The organism is Coriobacteriia bacterium (assembly GCA_003149935.1).
Classification (GTDB): domain Bacteria; phylum Actinomycetota; class Coriobacteriia; order Coriobacteriales; family QAMH01; genus QAMH01.
Window position 1 is genome coordinate 194,012 of record QAMH01000007.1, and the last position, 16,837, is coordinate 210,848.

Sequence of the window (16,837 nt, forward strand, 5' to 3'; positions counted from 1 at the left end):
TGCCAGGCACGTTTGTCTCATAGCAGCGGAAGCAGCGTCCCCGCGAAAAGCCAGGCGGCAAGACCGGGAGCAAGTGCGATATGCGAGTGGCGGTCCGCACGGCCCGTGGCAAGTTGCACGAGCGCGAACGCTCCTATGAGCAGCGCGCAGGCAAAGACACCGCACATGAGGCCCTCGGTTCCCGAGAAGAGCGCGAGCGGCATGAGCATGCGCACGTCGCCCGAGCCGATGAGTTCACATGCACCACGATGCATGCGAAGGTAGTTGAGCAGCAGCACGATCGCGGCAATCGTTCCCGTGGGCAGCACGATTGCAATTGTTTCCGTAACGCCGCCCTCCATCACGCGAAAGACAAGAGCGCATGCGAACAGCGCAGCGACAAGCTCGGATGGCAGGACGTGCTCACGCAAATCGCAGACGAGCAGTGCAGCCATGCACGCGCATGCAAACGAGAAGCTCAAACAGCAGATGACGTTGTCGAGCAGGAACCAGGCACCGAGTGCGCCGCTCATGCACACGAGTGTGATGAGCACGCGAAGAGCACGTCCGAGCGCAGCATCGAATCCACGTGTGCGCAGGGAAGCTTGGGCGATGCCCGTCATGCCCGTCCATCCCAGGATGCAGCTCGCGCATGCGTAGAGCATCATGAGCGGCCCCGTCTTCTAGCGCGTCCGCAGGGCGTAGGCAGCTGAGATAGCCGAACAAGCATCGTTGGCAAACGATGATAGGTACTTGTCGTCGTTATCCTTCAGATGAATGTAGATGGCACGGCGGCCACGGCTTGCCAGTGCCGAGAAATCGCCGAGTGCTTCGGCGTTTGCCACGTCGCCGAGTGTAAAGTCCTCATGGGGTACCGTGATGTCGAAGGGCTCGTCGGCACTGACGACAAGGAAGACACCTGTGTTGGGGCCGCCTTTGTGCATCTGGCCGGTGGAGTGCAGATAACGGGGGCCGATTTCGAGGCATGAGCACACGTCAAGGCGATCGGCTGCGCGGTGGCGTACCTTCTCAAGCGTCTCGCGGCGCCCGACACCCTTGAAGGGCAGAAACGCGTTGAGACTGAAATAATCATCATCCTTGATCGAGCAGAACAGCATGCGCAACGCGGCGTTTGCATCGATGTTCTCATGTGAGCCGTCGAATGCATCGAGAAGCGCGGAGCTCACGTAAACGCGATCGGCGTAGTTGCAGGAGCCAAGTTCGAACTCTTCGTAAGCGGGCTTGCCCCAGACATCTTCCGGGACATCGAAGTGACCGCCCTGGTTGTAGAGGATCTGGCGCGTTGCCGCCTTGGTGCTCTCGACGTCAGGTTGGTCGAAGGGGTTGATTTGCATGAGCCAGCCACAGAAGGCGACGGCATACTCCCAGATGAGAAAGTAACGCGTCATGGCCGTGCTATCGGGGATATCCAGACGGAAGACCGGGATATCCGGGTGCACGCAGGTGCGAGCATGCTCGAATGCCTCATCGCTGTCCATGTTGCAGAGGATGGCGCAGCGATCGTGGTGCGGGTCGGAAAGGATGCCCGCGTCGACTTCGACGTTGGGCAATATGCCAACGCCTGCCTTGCCAAGAGACTCGGCAACGAGCTGCTCGACCCAGAGGCCGAAGACCTGCTTGCTCGGCGGCATGAGCAGCGAGAACTTGTCACGACCGGCCTTGAGGTTGTCGTAGAGGAAAGCCGCGAGCCAGATTGCCGGGTTTTCGGGCGAATCCGAGGCGCAGAGCTTCTCCATGGGGACGGCGTCCTCGAGCATGCGCTCGATGTCGATGCCGATGGCCGCCATGGGGAGCAGGCCAAAAGCCGAGAGCGCGGAATAGCGGCCGCCCACGTCGGGTTCGCCGTGGATGATGGCACGCCAATGATTCTTGCGAGCAACATGCTCGAGCTCGGTGTCCGGGTCGGTGATTGCGATAAAGCGCGAGCCGGCGCGCTCGGCACCCAGGTGAGCGCAGACGTACTTCCAGCACACGTGCGAGAGCACGGTTGGCTCGAGCGTGGTTCCCGACTTGCTCGACACGATATAGAGCGTGCGTGCCGGATCCGACGATCCGAGGATGTGATTGACGTAGACCGGCGAGAGGGCGTCCATCGTCTTGAACGGAACCTCGTCAGTGACCTCGAGGCTGTAGAGCTTGGTGACCGTCTGCGGGGCTTGCGTCGAGCCACCCTGACCGATGAGGACGACGGCGTCGAGACCTTCGCCTCGCGCCTGCTGCGCGATGATGGCTATCTCTGACGGATCGCTCGGCGGTTTGCTTGCCAATGTGGTCCAGCCAAGACGGGTTGCCGCATAATCCGCGACTTCTGCGGAGAAGTTGAAGGCAGAGCCATCTTTTGCTGCGATGCGGGAGGGAACTTCATTCTCGATGAGAAGCTGGGCGGTTGGGCAGTGCCCCAGCTCAGAACTATCGATAAATGCCATGTATACGTGCTCCTTGGTACGATACGACCTGCATTGTCCGTTGACGCGGACAAAAATAGTGTTGGTAAGTATAATGCATGCAAAATCTCGTGCGGCGTGTTATTATTATGTCTCCTTTGTATCAGGAGGACTCTTCATGGAAGAAATAATCAATAGACAGGTCGCTTACGTTAACAGCATCCACGAGACGCTCGTCGGTTTTACGGGTAGGCGTCTGCGCATTCGCGCCAATATGGGGCGCTCCAAGATCATCGAGCGCGAAGGCGTGCTTACCCAAGCTCACAAGTCGCTCTTCATCGTCGAGACGGACGAGAAGCGCGGTCGCAAGGCGCGTCAGTCCTATCAGTACGTGGATGTCCTGACGGGCACGGTCGAGCTTACCAACCCCGAGGACGAGCAACCGCTTTTCCCGGCGCTTCAGCAAGAGGCCATCTAGCCTATTCGCACATGGGCAATCCGCAATCAGAGGCGTTGGTGCTTGAGGCTCGCGCCAAGGTCAATCTGTGTCTCGCGATATCCTATCCGCCAGTCGATGGCTACCATTCGCTGCGCTCCGTCTTCCAGGAGCTCGATTTGCACGATGTCGTGCGCGTTCATATCGAGCCTGGTATTGCTTCGCAGGCGCTGCAAACGCAGGCGGGAACGCATGTGCTGTTGACATGCGACGTCGACGGCCTCGATCCGCCTGATAACCTCGTCTTTCGCGCCATCGACGCAGCCGAGCAAGCTTGCGGGCCTGTGGCAGTCGCTTCCGATGCCACGCTCGTCATCGAGGTCGAGAAGCATATCCCAGCAGGTGGCGGGCTCGGCGGTGGCTCGAGCGATGCGGCTGCGACGCTCAAGGCGTACGCGCAACTCGCGGACATTCCCGTGCACGATGAGCGCCTTGTTGCGGTTGCCCGTGTTCTCGGTGCCGACGTCGCCTTCTTCCTCTACGGCGGATGCGCCCTCATGGGCGGACGCGGTGACCTGTTCGAGTGTGCGCTGCCACCGCTTGCAGCTCCCATCGTCCTCATGGGAAGCAACGATGGCCTTTCCACGGCAGCGGTGTACCGCGCCTTCGACGATGACCCCGTGCCTGCGCCCGATGCCGATGCGCTCGCCCAAGCGTTGCGTATGGCCACAGACGACACCGCCGCCATTGCCGCACTCTGCGCAAACAACCTTGGGCCCGCGGCTTGTGCGGCCGACCCGCGTATTCAGCAGCGCCTTCATATGGCACATGGGCATCCCGATGTGCTCAACGCGCTCGTCTCGGGAAGTGGATCGACGAGTTTTGCCATCTGCGCCGACGAGGCGGGTGCGCAACGTTTCGCGCATGACATCGCTCCCGTGTGCGACTGGGTTCGCATATGTCGCGTTCCCCGCATCGCCGCTTGAGAATCGTGCCGCGGTTCACTAGAATCATGCAGGCAGGCTACTGGGGCATCGTTCAACGGTAGGACAGCGGTTTTTGGTACCGCGAATGAGGGTTCGATTCCTTCTGCCCCAGCCATTCAATTACTTCAATGGGAGCGCATGTGGAAGCTAAAGCTTTGATTCTTGCAGCAGGCGCTGGAACCCGCATGAAATCCAACAAACCGAAGGTCGCCCACGATATGTTGGGCAAGCCGCTTGTGCGTTGGGTTGTGGATGCGGCACGCCAGGCTGGTTGCGAAGACGTTCACGTGGTCATTGGCCATGGTCGTGAGCAAGTCGAGCCCTTGCTCGGCGATTGCGTCATCTCGTACCAGCTCGAAATGCTCGGCACGGGTCATACGGTCATGTGCGCGGCGGACAAGCTCGAGGGCTTCGAGGGCAACGTCGTCGTGCTCTGTGGTGACTCGCCGCTTATCAGGCCGGCCACCATCGAGGCGCTCATCGCAGCGCACGAGGCCACCGGCTCTGCCGCCACGGTGCTTACGATGGAGCCCGCCAATCCCTTCGGATACGGGCGCATCGTGCGCGACGAGAGCGGCAACGTGTGCGGCATCGTCGAGGAGAAGGACTGCACGGACGAGCAGCGCGCCATCCGCGAGTGTAACTCCGGCGTCTTCTGCTTCTCCGCTCCCACGCTTCTGAGCCATCTTGACAAGCTCGATCGCAATAACGCCCAGGGCGAGTATTACCTCACGGACATGCTTGCGCTGCTGGCAGCCGATGGCCTGACCGTGTCGAGCATGGTCGTCGAGGATGACGACGAGTGCCTTGGCGTCAACTCGCGCTCGCAGCTTGCCGCCGCGAGTAAGATTGCGCAGCGCCGCATCAACGAGCAGCTCATGGCAGGTGGCATCACGATGCTCGATCCCGATCTTGTGTGGGTTGGTCCCGACTGCATTGTCGAGAACGATGTGGAGCTGCTGCCGATGACCATGCTCTGGGGCAGCACGCGCGTCTCGAGCGGTTGTGTCATCGGTCCCAACACGCGTCTCACCGACTGCGCTATCGGTGTCGATAACGTGCTCGAGGAGGTCGTGGGCATCGAGACGACCACCGAGACCGGCGTTACGGTCGGTCCCCGCGCCTACCTACGCCCCGGCACCTACCTGTGCGAGGGCGCGCATGTGGGTACGCATGTCGAGATCAAGAAGTCCACGGTGGGCCCGGACAGCAAGGTGCCGCACCTTTCCTACATCGGCGATGCGACGATCGGAACCGACGTCAATATCGGCGCTGGCTCGATTACCTGCAATTACGATGGCGTGAACAAGCATCAAACAGTTATTGGCGACTTCACGTTCGTCGGATCGAACACGATGCTCGTCGCTCCCGTCAAGCTCGGCTCCAATGTCGTGACGGGTGCCGCGAGTTGCATCACCAAGGACGTGCCCGATGGTGCACTCGCCGTCGAGCGCAACGAGCAGAAGATCGTCGAGGAGTGGACCGCGCGGCATTTCAAAAGCAAGCGCACGAGCTAACGAAGGGATTGTAACGATGGGAAAAAGGCGGAGCAGGGCCGCAGAGCGCAAGCTGCATATCTTCTCGGGTTCGGTGTATCCGGAGCTCGCCGATGAGATCGCAGGTCACCTTGATGTCGAGTTGGGTGATATCACGCTCGAGAAGTTCGCCAATGGCGAGACCTACGCGCGCTTCATGGAGTCCGTACGCGGCGAGGACGTCTTTCTCGTCCAGTCGATTTCGGGCGACGTCAATGATGCGCTCATGGAACTGCTCATCATGACCGATGCTGCCCGGCGTGCCAGCGCGGGAAGGATCCATGCCGTAGTCACGCACTACGGTTATGCACGTCAGGACCGCAAAGCCGCCGCACGCGAGCCGATTACCGCCAAGCTCGTCGCGCGCATGCTCGAGACGGCGGGTATCGACTCGATCACGACCATCGACTTGCACCAGGGCCAGATCCAGGGCTTCTTCGAGAAGCCGGTCAATCACCTGACGGCGCTCAACCTCTTCGCCGATTACTTCGAGGGTCTCGGGCTCGACAACCTCTGCGTCGTGAGCCCGGACGTGGGTCGCGCCAAGGTTGCCAAGAAGATGAGCGATCTGCTCAACGCCGATCTCGCCATCATGCACAAGGGCCGTCCTTCGCATAACGTGGCCGAGATTACGAGCATCATCGGTGATGTCGAGGGTAAGAACTGCATCCTCAACGATGACATGATCGACACTGCGGGTACCATTTGTGCGGGCATGAAAGTGCTCAAAGATCGCGGTGCCAAGTCTGTGCGCGTCAGTGCCACGCATCCGATTTTCTCCGGTCCCGCCTACGAGCGTCTCGAGAACTCGGTCGCCGACGAGATCGTCGTGTGCAACACGATTCCCATCCCCGAGGAGCGCCTTACCGGCAAAATCAAGCAGATTAGCATCGCTCCGCTCTTCGCGCAGGCGATTAACAACGTCTTCAATAACGGCTCGGTCTCGACCCTGTTCGACCCGGACTTCGCGCTGTAACGATGGACTACAGGCTCATAGCAGGTTTGGGCAATCCTGGCCCCGAGTACGAGGCCACGCGGCATAATGCTGGCTTTCTCGCACTTGACCTGCTTGCCGATGAGCTGGGGGCGCGATATTGGAAGAACGAGAGCGGTGCACTCGTCGCGCATGTGCAGCATGGCGACGAGGAGCTGTTGCTCGTCAAGCCGCAGGCGTACATGAACACGAGCGGTGGCCCCATCAGCAAGCTTGCTGCCGCGTACAAGATCGCTCCCGCCGAGTTGCTTGTCATCCACGACGAGATGGATCTCGACCCGGGGACGATACGCGTGAAGGTAGGCGGTGGCCACGGTGGCCACAACGGCCTCAAGTCGATTCATGCCAAGCTCGGGAGCGATGCATACACGCGCGTGCGCGTGGGCACGGGGCATCCGCCAGGACGTAAGTCCGTGACGGATTTCGTGCTTCAGGTGCCCAGGGGGGCCGAGGCGGAGAGCTTCGAGCATGCGGTTGCGCTTGCCGCCGATGCCGCGCTTTGCGCGATTGACGAGGGTGCGACAACGGCTATGAACAGGTTTAACTGAGGGTAGCGCCATGGATCAGCGTAGTGCGCGTTCATATGGAGACTCCCGTTCGGGCCGACGTCCCGATTACGATAGCGAGAGCGTGCAGGGCCGTTTCGGCCGCCAGGAGGATTGGCGCGAGGCGGAGCGCAAGCAGGCTGCTCGCAAGCTGACGCTGCGTGAGCAGGTCGAGCTCGAGGCCGCCGAGATGGAGCGCGAACGTCGCGAGGCCGCCGAGCGCCGAGCTGCCGAGCAGCGCCGTCGTCGTCAGATGGCGCAGCAACAGGCCGCCGAAGAGCGGATGCGCCGTCAGCAGGAGGAAGAGCGTCGTCGCAATAGATCGCTTGAGCCCGAGACGAACGTGCAGGGACGTTTTGGCCGCCAAAGCCCACGCCCGAACCCCGAGCGTCTGGAACGTGCACGAGCCACCCAGCAGGCACGCCAGCAATACGACTACCAGCGCTCGACGCATAGCACGCGGGCGCAGGTATCGTCATACGAGCATGAGCGGGCGCAGCGTCCTCTGCGTCAGACGCCGACGCAGGCTGACGCGCAGCGTCAGGCGCAGCAGCGGGCTCAGCGTCAGGCTGCGCAGGAACAACCACAGCAACACGTGCGCCAGCAGCGCTCGGTGCAGCGCGAACAGGCGGTGCAGGAGCATGACGAGTGGCAGCCACGCACGCAGCCCCAGGCAGGTCGTGTGCAGGAGCCGCAGGAAGCCCCCGACGCGCAGGTCGTGCCCGCTGCGCACGGTGGGCGACACATGCCGCGCGTGCACCAGACGGAGGAGGCGCAGCACGCATCCGCATACGCGCAAGCACGACAGGCACAGCAGGCGCACGAGGCGCAATGGGGAGTCGACCAAGGCCTCGGACAGCATTCCAAGGATCAACTCGACCCATTCGAGCCACAGGTTTTGCAAGAGGCAGAGTCGCAGGCTCAGCCCTGGGCACAGCAGCAAGGACGGCAGTCGGCGTATAGACCGAGTTTCGGCGACCCCGAGGCGACGAGCCGCTATGCGCGCGAGAGCTACGGGTCGAGCCGCAAGAAAGGCTCCTTCACGGTAAATCCTGCGGGGCAGTCGGGGAAGTCGATGTTCGATCGGCGTCCCAACGTCGACCGCACGCCGAGCAGCCACAGGAGCTCCAGCTCGAAGCTGCCAAACATATCGCCTAAGATCATCGCCGTCATCGCTGCGATATTTGTCATTGTGATACTCGTGAGCCTCTTTAACTCTTGCGGTCAGCAGGGCGATGCAGATGCGGGTCAAACGCAGGGTGCTACATCCTCCGTCGCAAAGCAGGCATCTCTGCCTACGCCCATCATGTCCGAGAGCTCGGGCATTACCATGCACTCTGCCGTTGCGATGGAGGACCTGACCGAGGTCCTGATTCACAATGCCTCCTATGCTTATGCAAACGAAATCACGACACAGCTCAAAGAGGCCAAGAACACGGACATCATCGCGGCGCACGGAACGGGACGCGTGGCCTCCGAGCAGCCCACGGGCGATAAGTGGATGACGGGTGAGTTCATTCGATGCTTCAGAGAAGGCAACGCTGGTCCCATCATGAGCGCGATTGACTGCGGTGGCCCCGTGGGGGCGACGGTGTATGCGCCGGTCACGGGAGAGGTTATCCTCGTCAAGCAGTACAAGCTCTATAACGAGATCGATGATTATCGCATCCATATCCGTCCCGAGGGGCGCCCCGATCTGGACGTCGTGCTCATTCACCTGACTGACGTGACGGTGAAGGCCGGCGATAAGGTGACGGCGGGCGTAACGCCCATGGCGAAGATCCGCGATGTTTTCCAGTATCTTGGCGATTCGATGCAGCTCAAAAACTATACGGCTGAAGGCGATAACGGCAATCACACGCACATCCAGGTCAACAACGCCAATCATCCCGAATATACGGCACTTGATGAGCTCAAGCCGCAATCTGCGACACCGGGCGAACCGAACGCACAGGCTACCGGTGATGCGAGTACGCCAACCACCGACGCATAGCTGAAGTTTTTTCGACTTCCTTCTTTACGAACGGGGCAAGTTTCTGTAGTATTGCTTTCGCTGTTGACGCGGGGTTGTAGCTCAGCTGGTTAGAGCGCCGGCCTGTCACGCCGGAGGTCGCGGGTTCGAGCCCCGTCAATCCCGCCAACATCAGTCCTAATCGCCGTTCGTCTGAGCGGCGTTTTTGCTATCTGGAGGCGAATCGTGACAATAAGAGACGTTCGCGACTGCCCAACAAGTGGCTTGTTCTATGGTGGCCGGGCAGGACGTAAGGAAGGCCTTCTCGTTGACGATGAGCCCTGGATTGCAAAGTACCCCCGCACGACGCGCGACTTGGTGGGCAAGAATCTCCCCTCGTATACGTCCAGTCCCATATCCGAGTATTTGGGCTCGCATATCTTCGAGCTTGCTGGCATTCCCGTGCAGCAGACGGAACTCGGATATCGCAACGGCAAGGTCGTATGCTTGTGCAAGGATTTTACGTATCCCGACTTGCGCCTCTTCGAGTTCAAAGAGCTGAAGAACTCATTGTCGGATGACGATGAGGGGTTCTCTTCGGCGCCTTCGGATGGCGAGAGCGTCTATTTGGGCGATGTGCTCGCAGCAATCGAGACGGTTCCCGTCTTGAGGGATGTTGTCGGTGTCAGGGAGCGCTTCTGGGACATGTTCGTCATCGACGCCTTTCTCAAGAATCCCGACCGAAATAACGGCAACTGGGGCTTGCTCATGGATGGTGATATGACATATAGCCTCGCGCCTGTATACGACTTGGGTAGCTCGCTTTTCAGCAAACGTAGCGACTCCGTCACGGCAGCGCGTCTGGATGACCCAATCGATATCGAGCAGGATGCCTTTGGCACAAACGTCTCGTGCTACAAACTTGCAATGCCCGATGGCGCAAGCGAGGCAATTCATCCTTTCGAGTACATGAGAAAGACGGATAACCCAGATTTGCGCGCCGCCATAGCCCGTTTCGCCCAGGCTATCGATATGGATGCAGTTGACGGGCTCATCGATTCCGTTCCGGAAGAAGCCTACGGTATTGTGCTCATGACCGATACCGTACGCGAGTCGCATAAGCGCCTGCTCCGCTACCGTTTCGAAGAGGGAATCCTGCCACTGATTTAGAAACGCCCGAGGAGGGTACAATGCATACCGTTCGGGCGTTATCCGCAACATAAATTACAGGACGTCCGGGGACACGTGAATGACTTTGGGGCTTTCATTTCCCAGAGAAGGCCGTCGATAAGGACATCTGCCAATCGTTCGTACCGAACGTCGTTTTTCTTTATGAATCTAACGGTTAGCCCTGCATTGGGCAGGGCTTTCGCAGTGTGTATCTCATGGTCCAAGACGTTAAGTCCAGGCTCGATGATGATTTGCCCGCAACGCTCTTTCATGCGAGGAATTATACGTGAACACTTGATAGCATCTCCGCCGTTGAACAGATTGTCTCGCATCACCGAGCGGCTTGAACCTTGTGAAAACTCGCGGGGGGGGGGGTAGGCTTTTTATAGATGTCGGTGTTGAAAAGTGGGCTTGCTCTGAGGGAGAGAAAATGGACGCCGCAGTTTGCAAGAAGTGTGGAAGCAACGAGTTTGTAGAGAATGGCAAGGTTCGCATCTGTATATACTGCCGAACCTCGTATGAAATTCCCAAGAAGGACAAAGAGAGCAACATCTCGCTACAAGATGATGTTCAAGCACTTCTTATGAAATGCAAATTTGACCCATCTAATGCAAGGCGTTATGCAGCCCTCGTGCTTGAAATAGACCCCCATAACCAAGAAGCCGTTAGGTATCTATAACTGAAAGGAAGCATCATGAAAACATCCAGGATTGCTCAGCAGTACTACGTAGACAAGAAAGAGCTTGAATCTTATATCGTGGAGAACGGGCTTAAGCATAGCGCAGGGTTAATGGGATTTGATTTAGATGATTCGTATAACGTTGATGAGGTTGTTGCCAGCTTTAAGCAGCACAAAGATCAGAAAATTGCCGCAGCGAAGGCAGAGCAGGAAGCGCGTGCTCAATTTGAGGCCGAGAAGCAAAAGGCAATGGCGTCTATGCTGATAACCTCAGGATTCAATTTTGATGGATACACAATAACCAAATACTCTGGTTATATTTCTGGAGACGACGTTGTGGAGATTCCTCGAGGAACAAAAGGTGCGATTTTTAACACCGCTACCAAAGTAGGGGATGCATTAAGCAACGCACTCGTCCAAATCCGCCGGAATGCTCTTCGTGAATTGAAAGAGGCTGCTTTTGCGCTTGGATGCAATGCAGTTGTCGGCGTTGATTTTGATTATATAACCTTAGACCCGCAGACCTCGAATGGTGCCCTGTCTGTGCAAAATGAGCGCACAGTCTATCTCCCGTATGTCTTTTGCGTTACAGCGAACGGAAACGCAGTAGTGATTGAAAAAGACGAATAGGGCGGAGAGCTTATATGGCATTTATAAAGGCTTTCGCTGGTGCGATAGGGGGCTCTTTCGCCGATCAATGGAAAGACTATTTCACTGTTCCATCAGGATTGAGCGATACGGTTGGACTTTGCCCTGCTATTCGAGTTGGGCAAAACTTCGGGCGTGGATCTGACACCAAAGCCTCTGACAACATCATCACCAACGGGTCGCTTATCGTGGTTCCCGAGGGCTATGCACTCATTACTATGGAGAATGGTGCGATTACGGGTTATGTTGATGAATGCGGTGGGTATGAGTGGACCTCTGACGAACTGAATTCGCAGTCATTCTTTGCTCGTTCTGGTATTGTCACGTCTTTGATTAAACAATCATGGGAACGCTTCAAATTTGGCGGGATGCCCGGAGCTTTTCAAAAGGCGATATTCGTGAATCTGAAGGAGATTCCAAATCTCAAGTTCGGTACTCAGGCTGAAATATATTGGGATGATGCTTACCTGAACACTCAGGCAGGTGCTATAGCTCGTGGAACATACACCATACGGATTGAAGACCCCTTGGTGTTTTTGAAGCGCTTCGTTCCCGCAGAATACTATACAGAATCTAGTGCGGTTTTTGATTTCGCAGACTTCGATAACGCCGCCGCGCACCAGTTATTTATGGAAGTGGTCGGCTCTCTTGCTGCGGCATTCAGCTCATATGCCAATGACCCGAACAAGCAGAATCGCATAACGAACATCCAGCGCGATAGCGTCGGCTTTGCGCTTTCTTTGTCAGATGCGATACAGCAGAACTATCAGTGGCTGGAGCATCGAGGCGTATCTCTTGTAACCGCCGCCCTTGTCGCGATTGACTACGTTGAAGAGACCAAAGAACTTATTCGCAAGGTTCAACAAGCCGATGCCCTTATGGGTTCGCGTGGCAACTCAAATCTGCAAGCCTCGTTCGCTGCGGGTATACAAGCGGCTGGCGAGAATCCCGATGGCGGAGCTCTTGGCATGGGCTTTATGGGCATGGGGATGCAGGGTGTTGCTGGCTCCATGGGCGCGGTTCAGCAACCCGCTCAAAGCCAGAGCTCTGCTGAAGATCCGCTTGAGCGTCTGAAGAAGATGAAAGAGCTACTAGATGCTGGAGTTATAACTCAGGAAGATTTCGATGCGGCGAAAAAGGTAGCTCTTGGATTATAGATTGAGAGAGATAAGGAGACGTGGTCGCCGGGCAAGTCACTGCTTTGTGATTCGACTTATCGGAGAGCAAGCCGGTTTAGGATTTTGAGGGGAGAAGGCGAACTCTCATAAAGCGCATGCAATCGAATGGAGGGAATGATGGGAAAAGGCAGAGCAATATTAATTGGGGTAGTCGTCGCTTTATTGAGCGTTTGTTTGCTGGCGGGATGTGGTAGTTCAAATGAAGATAAAGGCTTAACGAGCGAGCAGGCAATGAAAACCATAGCCTTGGGGCTTGAAAAGCGTTGGGACATTACCGATTCGCAAGCCTATAAAGATGACGATAGTTCTTCTTTAAAAAAAGCAATTCAGGCTGAGATCGACACAGATGCAAGCCTAAAAGATGCAAAATTCGAAGACTCTAAGCTCCAAGAACTTGTTCTTTCATACGTGAATTTGCTTAACGATTCGATGGGTGTTGTCGATTCTTATTCTTATTTAAGTTACGAGTATTCTGTGAAATGGACTGAGGTCTATAACAAGCGAACCGCATTGATTAAAACGTTTGTCGATGAATACGGCTTGACTGTTAGCTCAAAGTACAAAGACACGCTTGATGATCTAGTAAAAAATGGTGGCGTTGCACAAAAGAACGCCGCTGCCGATGAAGCCCTCAATGCGTTATTTGCTAATGCGACTTTTGAGAAGAAGTCTCAGGGGTACGGGCATTACACTTACACGGCCATAGTTGAAAATACTTCGGACTATGATTTCAAGGATGTTAGCATCATACTTGCCCTTTATGATAACGATGGGGTCAGGGCTAATGAAGCATATGCTAGTGTGAACGCTTGGGAATCAGGCGAAAAGGTTAAGTTTGAAGGCTACGGCGATGTGGATACTTCCAAAATCAAAGTGGAAATAAGTCACTATGAGGTTGCTGATTAGCTATCGGCAGATAACGGAAGACTGCGGAAGACGGCGCGGGATGAGCCTGCGCCGTCTTCTTATTAATACGCGATCATGAAGTTGGATCGAAGTCAAAGGAGAGCCACGCCGATAGCCAACCGCCGAAATGTCCGAAAGCGTCAAAAGAGGCAAACATCAATCGTAGAAGATAGGGTTGCCAAGGGTTGGGTCGTTTCATTTTGCGATTCTTCCATAGCTCTAACCTAGACGCCAAAAAGTTCTCACGTTGCCGTCCCGAAAAAGGGTCGGCGGCTTCAAATAATAGGGTCAAAATAGGGTCAGTCTATCTGTACCTTATACGTGCTCATACGTTCTAGCACGTAGTTTTAGCAACGCCCAGGAAAAATGACGAAAATGCTCTGACCGTGAGTTATTTAAAATTATCGAAAATAAGGTTGCTATGGCCGCAGGTTAAAGCGATGGAAAAATGACGCCCGATCTGACAAAAAACCGGCCTGTCACGCCGGAGGTCGCGGGTTCGAGCCCCGTCAATCCCGCCAACATCAGGATTTCGAAAAGCCGCTCATAAGCGGCTTTTGTTTTGAAGCATCAGTAAAGACGCCGGTCAGGAACTACTTTTCTGCCAAATATGCGACAAGCTCAGCAAGAAGCGGATTGTCGTTATCGTCTCTGTATCGGAAGAACAAGGGGATGCTCACATCCTCGATGGGTATCTTGATGGGTTTGCAGAAATCCGAGATGCCGCTTGGAATCCTTTCGACGAAGCTGTCGGCAAGAAGCAACGCGGACAATCCAAGATCAGCGCATAGGGTGAGCATTTCTGCTGTGTTTGAACAGCGCACGGTATGCGTTCTAGGCTGGAATCCTAGCTTTTGGCAAGCGCGTGCGATATGACACCATGACCGCTCAATGTAGACACCTTCGCATTTGATGAGTTCGACATCCTTGAAGGCCGCAAGTGGGAGTTCGTCGTACATACTCAGAGGGTGTTGCTTGTCCACAAATGCCACAAGAGGCAGTGTCTTCATGAGAGCCGCTTTTTCGTGGCAATCCTCCGTCTCGTTTTCCATATCGGCTGAGTCGAGAACCATGTCGGCATCCTTGCTCTCGAGGATCTCTTCTGGAGTGCGTTTTCTATCGCTTCTGACTTCCAGAAACTGGGTGCCATAGTTCTCTTTGAGCGCGGAAACGATGATGCCAAGTATCTCTGTCGAGGGTGATTCATCAGAGAGCCCATACAATACGAGTCGCGGAGGAGGATTCTTCCGAAGCCCCGTAGCGAGATCTTGGAAATCGCTATAGGCATCAATTACCTTGTATGCGCCAGGCAAGAGCGCGGCCCCGTTCTTCGTGAGCTTAAGATGAGTTCCCGTTCTATCAAAGAGCGGCATTCTGACTGCCTGTTCCAGCGCAGCAATATGCTTGCTCAATGTCGGCTGATTCATGCCTAGATAGCGTGACGTTTCAGTGAAACTCAGGCGCTTCGCGAGTTCGACGAATTCGACAAGATAGTCTGTGTTCATAGACGCCTCCTCGATGTAGCTAATGTTTAATTATAGTACTTCTACTTGAATTATTCCAATATGGAATAGCTTTTGTTTGGCGAGGAATTCAAAAGAGAAGTTACCGCATTAGACTCATTCAGATTGGTTTCCCTATACTCGTCGCGATTTTTCCAGGATGGGCATGCCAGGCTGCGCAATGCGTGCTCGAAAGCTGCGCTGGCAGATTGTGGGGGAAACTATGGGGAATAAGGAATACAGTATTTCCGAGGTCATCGATTCATTTGGCCTCACAAAGAACACGTGGACCGTATTCATCCTTCTCGCTTTCGCGATGATTCTGGACGGATACGATTTCATGATCGTCAATTCGACGAACCTTTTCGTCGCGCATACCTTTTGGCCCGACAACCCCAATCCGGGCGTTCTCATGGGCTCTCTTACGACATGGGGCTTGCTCGGCATGGTTATTGGTGGCGCAATTGGCGGCATCGTATCTGACAGAATTGGACGCAAGAAGATGCTCATCTTGGCTGTTGTGTTCTACGGAGCCTTTACGCTTCCGCAGGCATTTGCCAACGATCTCGTCTTTTTCGCCGTCTTTCGTCTCATCGCGGGTCTCGGTGTTGGATCGTGCATTCCCATCGTGACCACGATGCTCTCCGAGTCGGTTCCTTCGAACAGGCGCGGCCTCTTCATTGGTATCGGGCAGGCGTGCATGGTTGGTGGCTGGGTCGTCGCGGGACTCATTGCCAACCCAATTTGCAATGCCACGACCCCGCTTCTGGGTGAGTTCACCAACGAAGTGGCTTACATGACGACGAGTTCCACAGGTGCCGTAATCGAGCAGACGATGTTCGCCAACTGGCGTCTGTGCTACCTTATCGGAGGCATTCCGGTTATCTACGGCATTGTCCTGCATTTCGCGATGCTGGAATCTCCTCATTGGCTGAGCAATGTTGGCCGAAAGAAAGATGCGGTCAAGGTGCTCGAGATCATCGAGCGACGGTCTGTCGGAACCGTAACCGAATACGACCCGAATCTTCTCATCGTGCCGCCCAAGCCGCAAAGTGCCTCTGTTTCGGTTTTGTTCTCGGATAAATACATCTTGGGCACCTGCGCTATCTGGTCAATCTACTTCATCGGTCAGTTCTGCGTATACGGAATGAACGCGTGGCTGCCTGCATGGTTCAAGGACATCGGATACACGCCTTCGCAAGCTGTCGCACTGCAGACCTGGAATAACTTTGCCGCCATTTTGTCGAACTCGCTTTGCGGAATCATCGGCGACAGGGTCGGGCGCAAGCGCAATTGCTTGGGCGCGTGGCTTTTCGCGATACTTGTCGTGATACTGTGCTCGGTTTTCGTGGCGCCCAATCAGTTCCTGTTTTGCATCGGTCTCATGCTGCTTTTCGGTTTTGCGCTCAATTATGCGATTACAACGTGCAACCTCCTCATGCCCGAGCAATACCCGACGGCGATTCGTAATACGGGCGTTTCATGGTGCCAGGCGTTCGCTCGCTTTGGCGGCTCGGCCTCCTCGATTGTTCTTGGCGGCATCGCGAGCATGGCCTTGTTCCAGCTCAGCGACGGAGTGACGAACTGGTCCATGGTCGTGCTTGTGCTCATCATCCCATTTACGCTTGGATTCATCTGCGCGCTTTGCTTCGTACGCGACACGAGCGGCAAGACCATGGATGAGCTTGAGTCGGAGAAGACCGGCAGCGACCTGAACGGAAAGGTGCCCTTTATCATCATGTGCATTATCGCGGTGCTTCTCTTCGTTCTTTGCATCGTTTGTCCGCTCGCCATCAGCGATTGGAGCAAGCTGCCCGTCGCGCTCCTGCTGCCCTTCGTGTTCTTCTTCGTGTATGGCGGAAGGCGCGCGCTTCAGCTCAGACGCGCACAGGCTTAGGAGTTAACTCTGCCAATCCTGATACG

15 protein-coding genes and 2 tRNA genes are annotated in these 16,837 nt (G+C 55.9%); 14 read left to right on the plus strand and 3 right to left on the minus strand.

The window, feature by feature from the left end; translation table 11 throughout:
- Window positions 1-17: 17 nt before the first annotated feature.
- Both DBY20_06805 and DBY20_06810 read right to left on the minus strand, forming a co-directional pair.
- A complete protein-coding gene (locus tag DBY20_06805) occupies window positions 18-647 on the minus strand; it encodes a hypothetical protein (protein PWL78556.1) in 630 nt (209 codons plus the stop codon).
- 15 nt (window positions 648-662) lie between these two features.
- The gene (locus tag DBY20_06810; protein PWL78557.1) at window positions 663-2,426 is read right to left on the minus strand and encodes a glucose-6-phosphate isomerase; all 1,764 of its coding nucleotides are present in this window, start codon (window positions 2,424-2,426) and stop codon (window positions 663-665) included.
- A 136-nt stretch (window positions 2,427-2,562) separates the two neighbouring features.
- Here DBY20_06810 and DBY20_06815 point away from each other — a divergent pair, with 136 nt between their 5' ends.
- From DBY20_06815 to DBY20_06875, 13 genes are all read left to right on the plus strand, one after another.
- On the plus strand, window positions 2,563-2,862 hold the full coding sequence (locus DBY20_06815; protein ID PWL78558.1) for a hypothetical protein: 300 nt from the start codon (window positions 2,563-2,565) through the stop codon (window positions 2,860-2,862).
- An 11-nt stretch (window positions 2,863-2,873) separates the two neighbouring features.
- Complete coding sequence (locus tag DBY20_06820; protein ID PWL78559.1) at window positions 2,874-3,806, plus strand: 4-(cytidine 5'-diphospho)-2-C-methyl-D-erythritol kinase; 933 nt, start codon at window positions 2,874-2,876, stop codon at window positions 3,804-3,806.
- A 41-nt stretch (window positions 3,807-3,847) separates the two neighbouring features.
- Window positions 3,848-3,921 (plus strand) — tRNA-Gln (locus DBY20_06825).
- A gap of 25 nt (window positions 3,922-3,946) precedes the next feature.
- A complete protein-coding gene (gene glmU, locus DBY20_06830; protein ID PWL78560.1) occupies window positions 3,947-5,323 on the plus strand; it encodes a UDP-N-acetylglucosamine diphosphorylase/glucosamine-1-phosphate N-acetyltransferase in 1,377 nt (458 codons plus the stop codon).
- 16 nt (window positions 5,324-5,339) lie between these two features.
- A complete protein-coding gene (locus tag DBY20_06835; protein ID PWL78561.1) occupies window positions 5,340-6,317 on the plus strand; it encodes a ribose-phosphate diphosphokinase in 978 nt (325 codons plus the stop codon).
- Between the two features lie 2 nt (window positions 6,318-6,319).
- Window positions 6,320-6,883, plus strand: coding sequence for an aminoacyl-tRNA hydrolase (locus tag DBY20_06840; GenBank protein ID PWL78562.1), 564 nt, complete (start codon window positions 6,320-6,322; stop codon window positions 6,881-6,883).
- Between the two features lie 10 nt (window positions 6,884-6,893).
- Complete coding sequence (locus tag DBY20_06845) at window positions 6,894-8,873, plus strand: hypothetical protein (GenBank protein PWL78563.1); 1,980 nt, start codon at window positions 6,894-6,896, stop codon at window positions 8,871-8,873.
- A gap of 70 nt (window positions 8,874-8,943) precedes the next feature.
- A tRNA-Asp gene (locus tag DBY20_06850) sits at window positions 8,944-9,020 on the plus strand.
- A gap of 57 nt (window positions 9,021-9,077) precedes the next feature.
- Complete coding sequence (locus tag DBY20_06855) at window positions 9,078-10,001, plus strand: HipA domain-containing protein (GenBank protein ID PWL78564.1); 924 nt, start codon at window positions 9,078-9,080, stop codon at window positions 9,999-10,001.
- 430 nt (window positions 10,002-10,431) lie between these two features.
- The gene (locus tag DBY20_06860) at window positions 10,432-10,680 is read left to right on the plus strand and encodes a hypothetical protein (GenBank protein PWL78565.1); all 249 of its coding nucleotides are present in this window, start codon (window positions 10,432-10,434) and stop codon (window positions 10,678-10,680) included.
- 15 nt (window positions 10,681-10,695) lie between these two features.
- Window positions 10,696-11,310: a hypothetical protein gene (locus tag DBY20_06865; protein ID PWL78566.1), complete on the plus strand. Its 615-nt coding sequence runs from the start codon at window positions 10,696-10,698 to the stop codon at window positions 11,308-11,310.
- 14 nt (window positions 11,311-11,324) lie between these two features.
- Window positions 11,325-12,485: a virion core protein (lumpy skin disease virus) gene (locus DBY20_06870; protein ID PWL78567.1), complete on the plus strand. Its 1,161-nt coding sequence runs from the start codon at window positions 11,325-11,327 to the stop codon at window positions 12,483-12,485.
- 126 nt (window positions 12,486-12,611) lie between these two features.
- Window positions 12,612-13,412: a hypothetical protein gene (locus DBY20_06875; GenBank protein PWL78568.1), complete on the plus strand. Its 801-nt coding sequence runs from the start codon at window positions 12,612-12,614 to the stop codon at window positions 13,410-13,412.
- A 593-nt stretch (window positions 13,413-14,005) separates the two neighbouring features.
- Here DBY20_06875 and DBY20_06880 read toward each other — a convergent pair.
- Window positions 14,006-14,917: a hypothetical protein gene (locus DBY20_06880; GenBank protein PWL78569.1), complete on the minus strand. Its 912-nt coding sequence runs from the start codon at window positions 14,915-14,917 to the stop codon at window positions 14,006-14,008.
- A gap of 220 nt (window positions 14,918-15,137) precedes the next feature.
- Between DBY20_06880 and DBY20_06885 the strand changes: the two genes are divergently transcribed.
- The gene (locus DBY20_06885; protein ID PWL78570.1) at window positions 15,138-16,811 is read left to right on the plus strand and encodes an MFS transporter; all 1,674 of its coding nucleotides are present in this window, start codon (window positions 15,138-15,140) and stop codon (window positions 16,809-16,811) included.
- Window positions 16,812-16,837 lie beyond the last annotated feature (26 nt).

Coding starts and splice junctions, on each gene's coding strand:
- DBY20_06805 (PWL78556.1), bottom strand. CDS start 647: ATGATGCTCTACGCATGCGCGAGCTGCATCCTGGGATGGACGGGCATG.
- DBY20_06810 (PWL78557.1), bottom strand. CDS start 2,426: ATGGCATTTATCGATAGTTCTGAGCTGGGGCACTGCCCAACCGCCCAG.
- DBY20_06815 (PWL78558.1), top strand. CDS start 2,563: ATGGAAGAAATAATCAATAGACAGGTCGCTTACGTTAACAGCATCCAC.
- DBY20_06820 (PWL78559.1), top strand. CDS start 2,874: ATGGGCAATCCGCAATCAGAGGCGTTGGTGCTTGAGGCTCGCGCCAAG.
- DBY20_06835 (PWL78561.1), top strand. CDS start 5,340: ATGGGAAAAAGGCGGAGCAGGGCCGCAGAGCGCAAGCTGCATATCTTC.
- DBY20_06840 (PWL78562.1), top strand. CDS start 6,320: ATGGACTACAGGCTCATAGCAGGTTTGGGCAATCCTGGCCCCGAGTAC.
- DBY20_06845 (PWL78563.1), top strand. CDS start 6,894: ATGGATCAGCGTAGTGCGCGTTCATATGGAGACTCCCGTTCGGGCCGA.
- DBY20_06860 (PWL78565.1), top strand. CDS start 10,432: ATGGACGCCGCAGTTTGCAAGAAGTGTGGAAGCAACGAGTTTGTAGAG.
- DBY20_06865 (PWL78566.1), top strand. CDS start 10,696: ATGAAAACATCCAGGATTGCTCAGCAGTACTACGTAGACAAGAAAGAG.
- DBY20_06870 (PWL78567.1), top strand. CDS start 11,325: ATGGCATTTATAAAGGCTTTCGCTGGTGCGATAGGGGGCTCTTTCGCC.
- DBY20_06875 (PWL78568.1), top strand. CDS start 12,612: ATGGAGGGAATGATGGGAAAAGGCAGAGCAATATTAATTGGGGTAGTC.
- DBY20_06880 (PWL78569.1), bottom strand. CDS start 14,917: ATGAACACAGACTATCTTGTCGAATTCGTCGAACTCGCGAAGCGCCTG.
- DBY20_06885 (PWL78570.1), top strand. CDS start 15,138: ATGGGGAATAAGGAATACAGTATTTCCGAGGTCATCGATTCATTTGGC.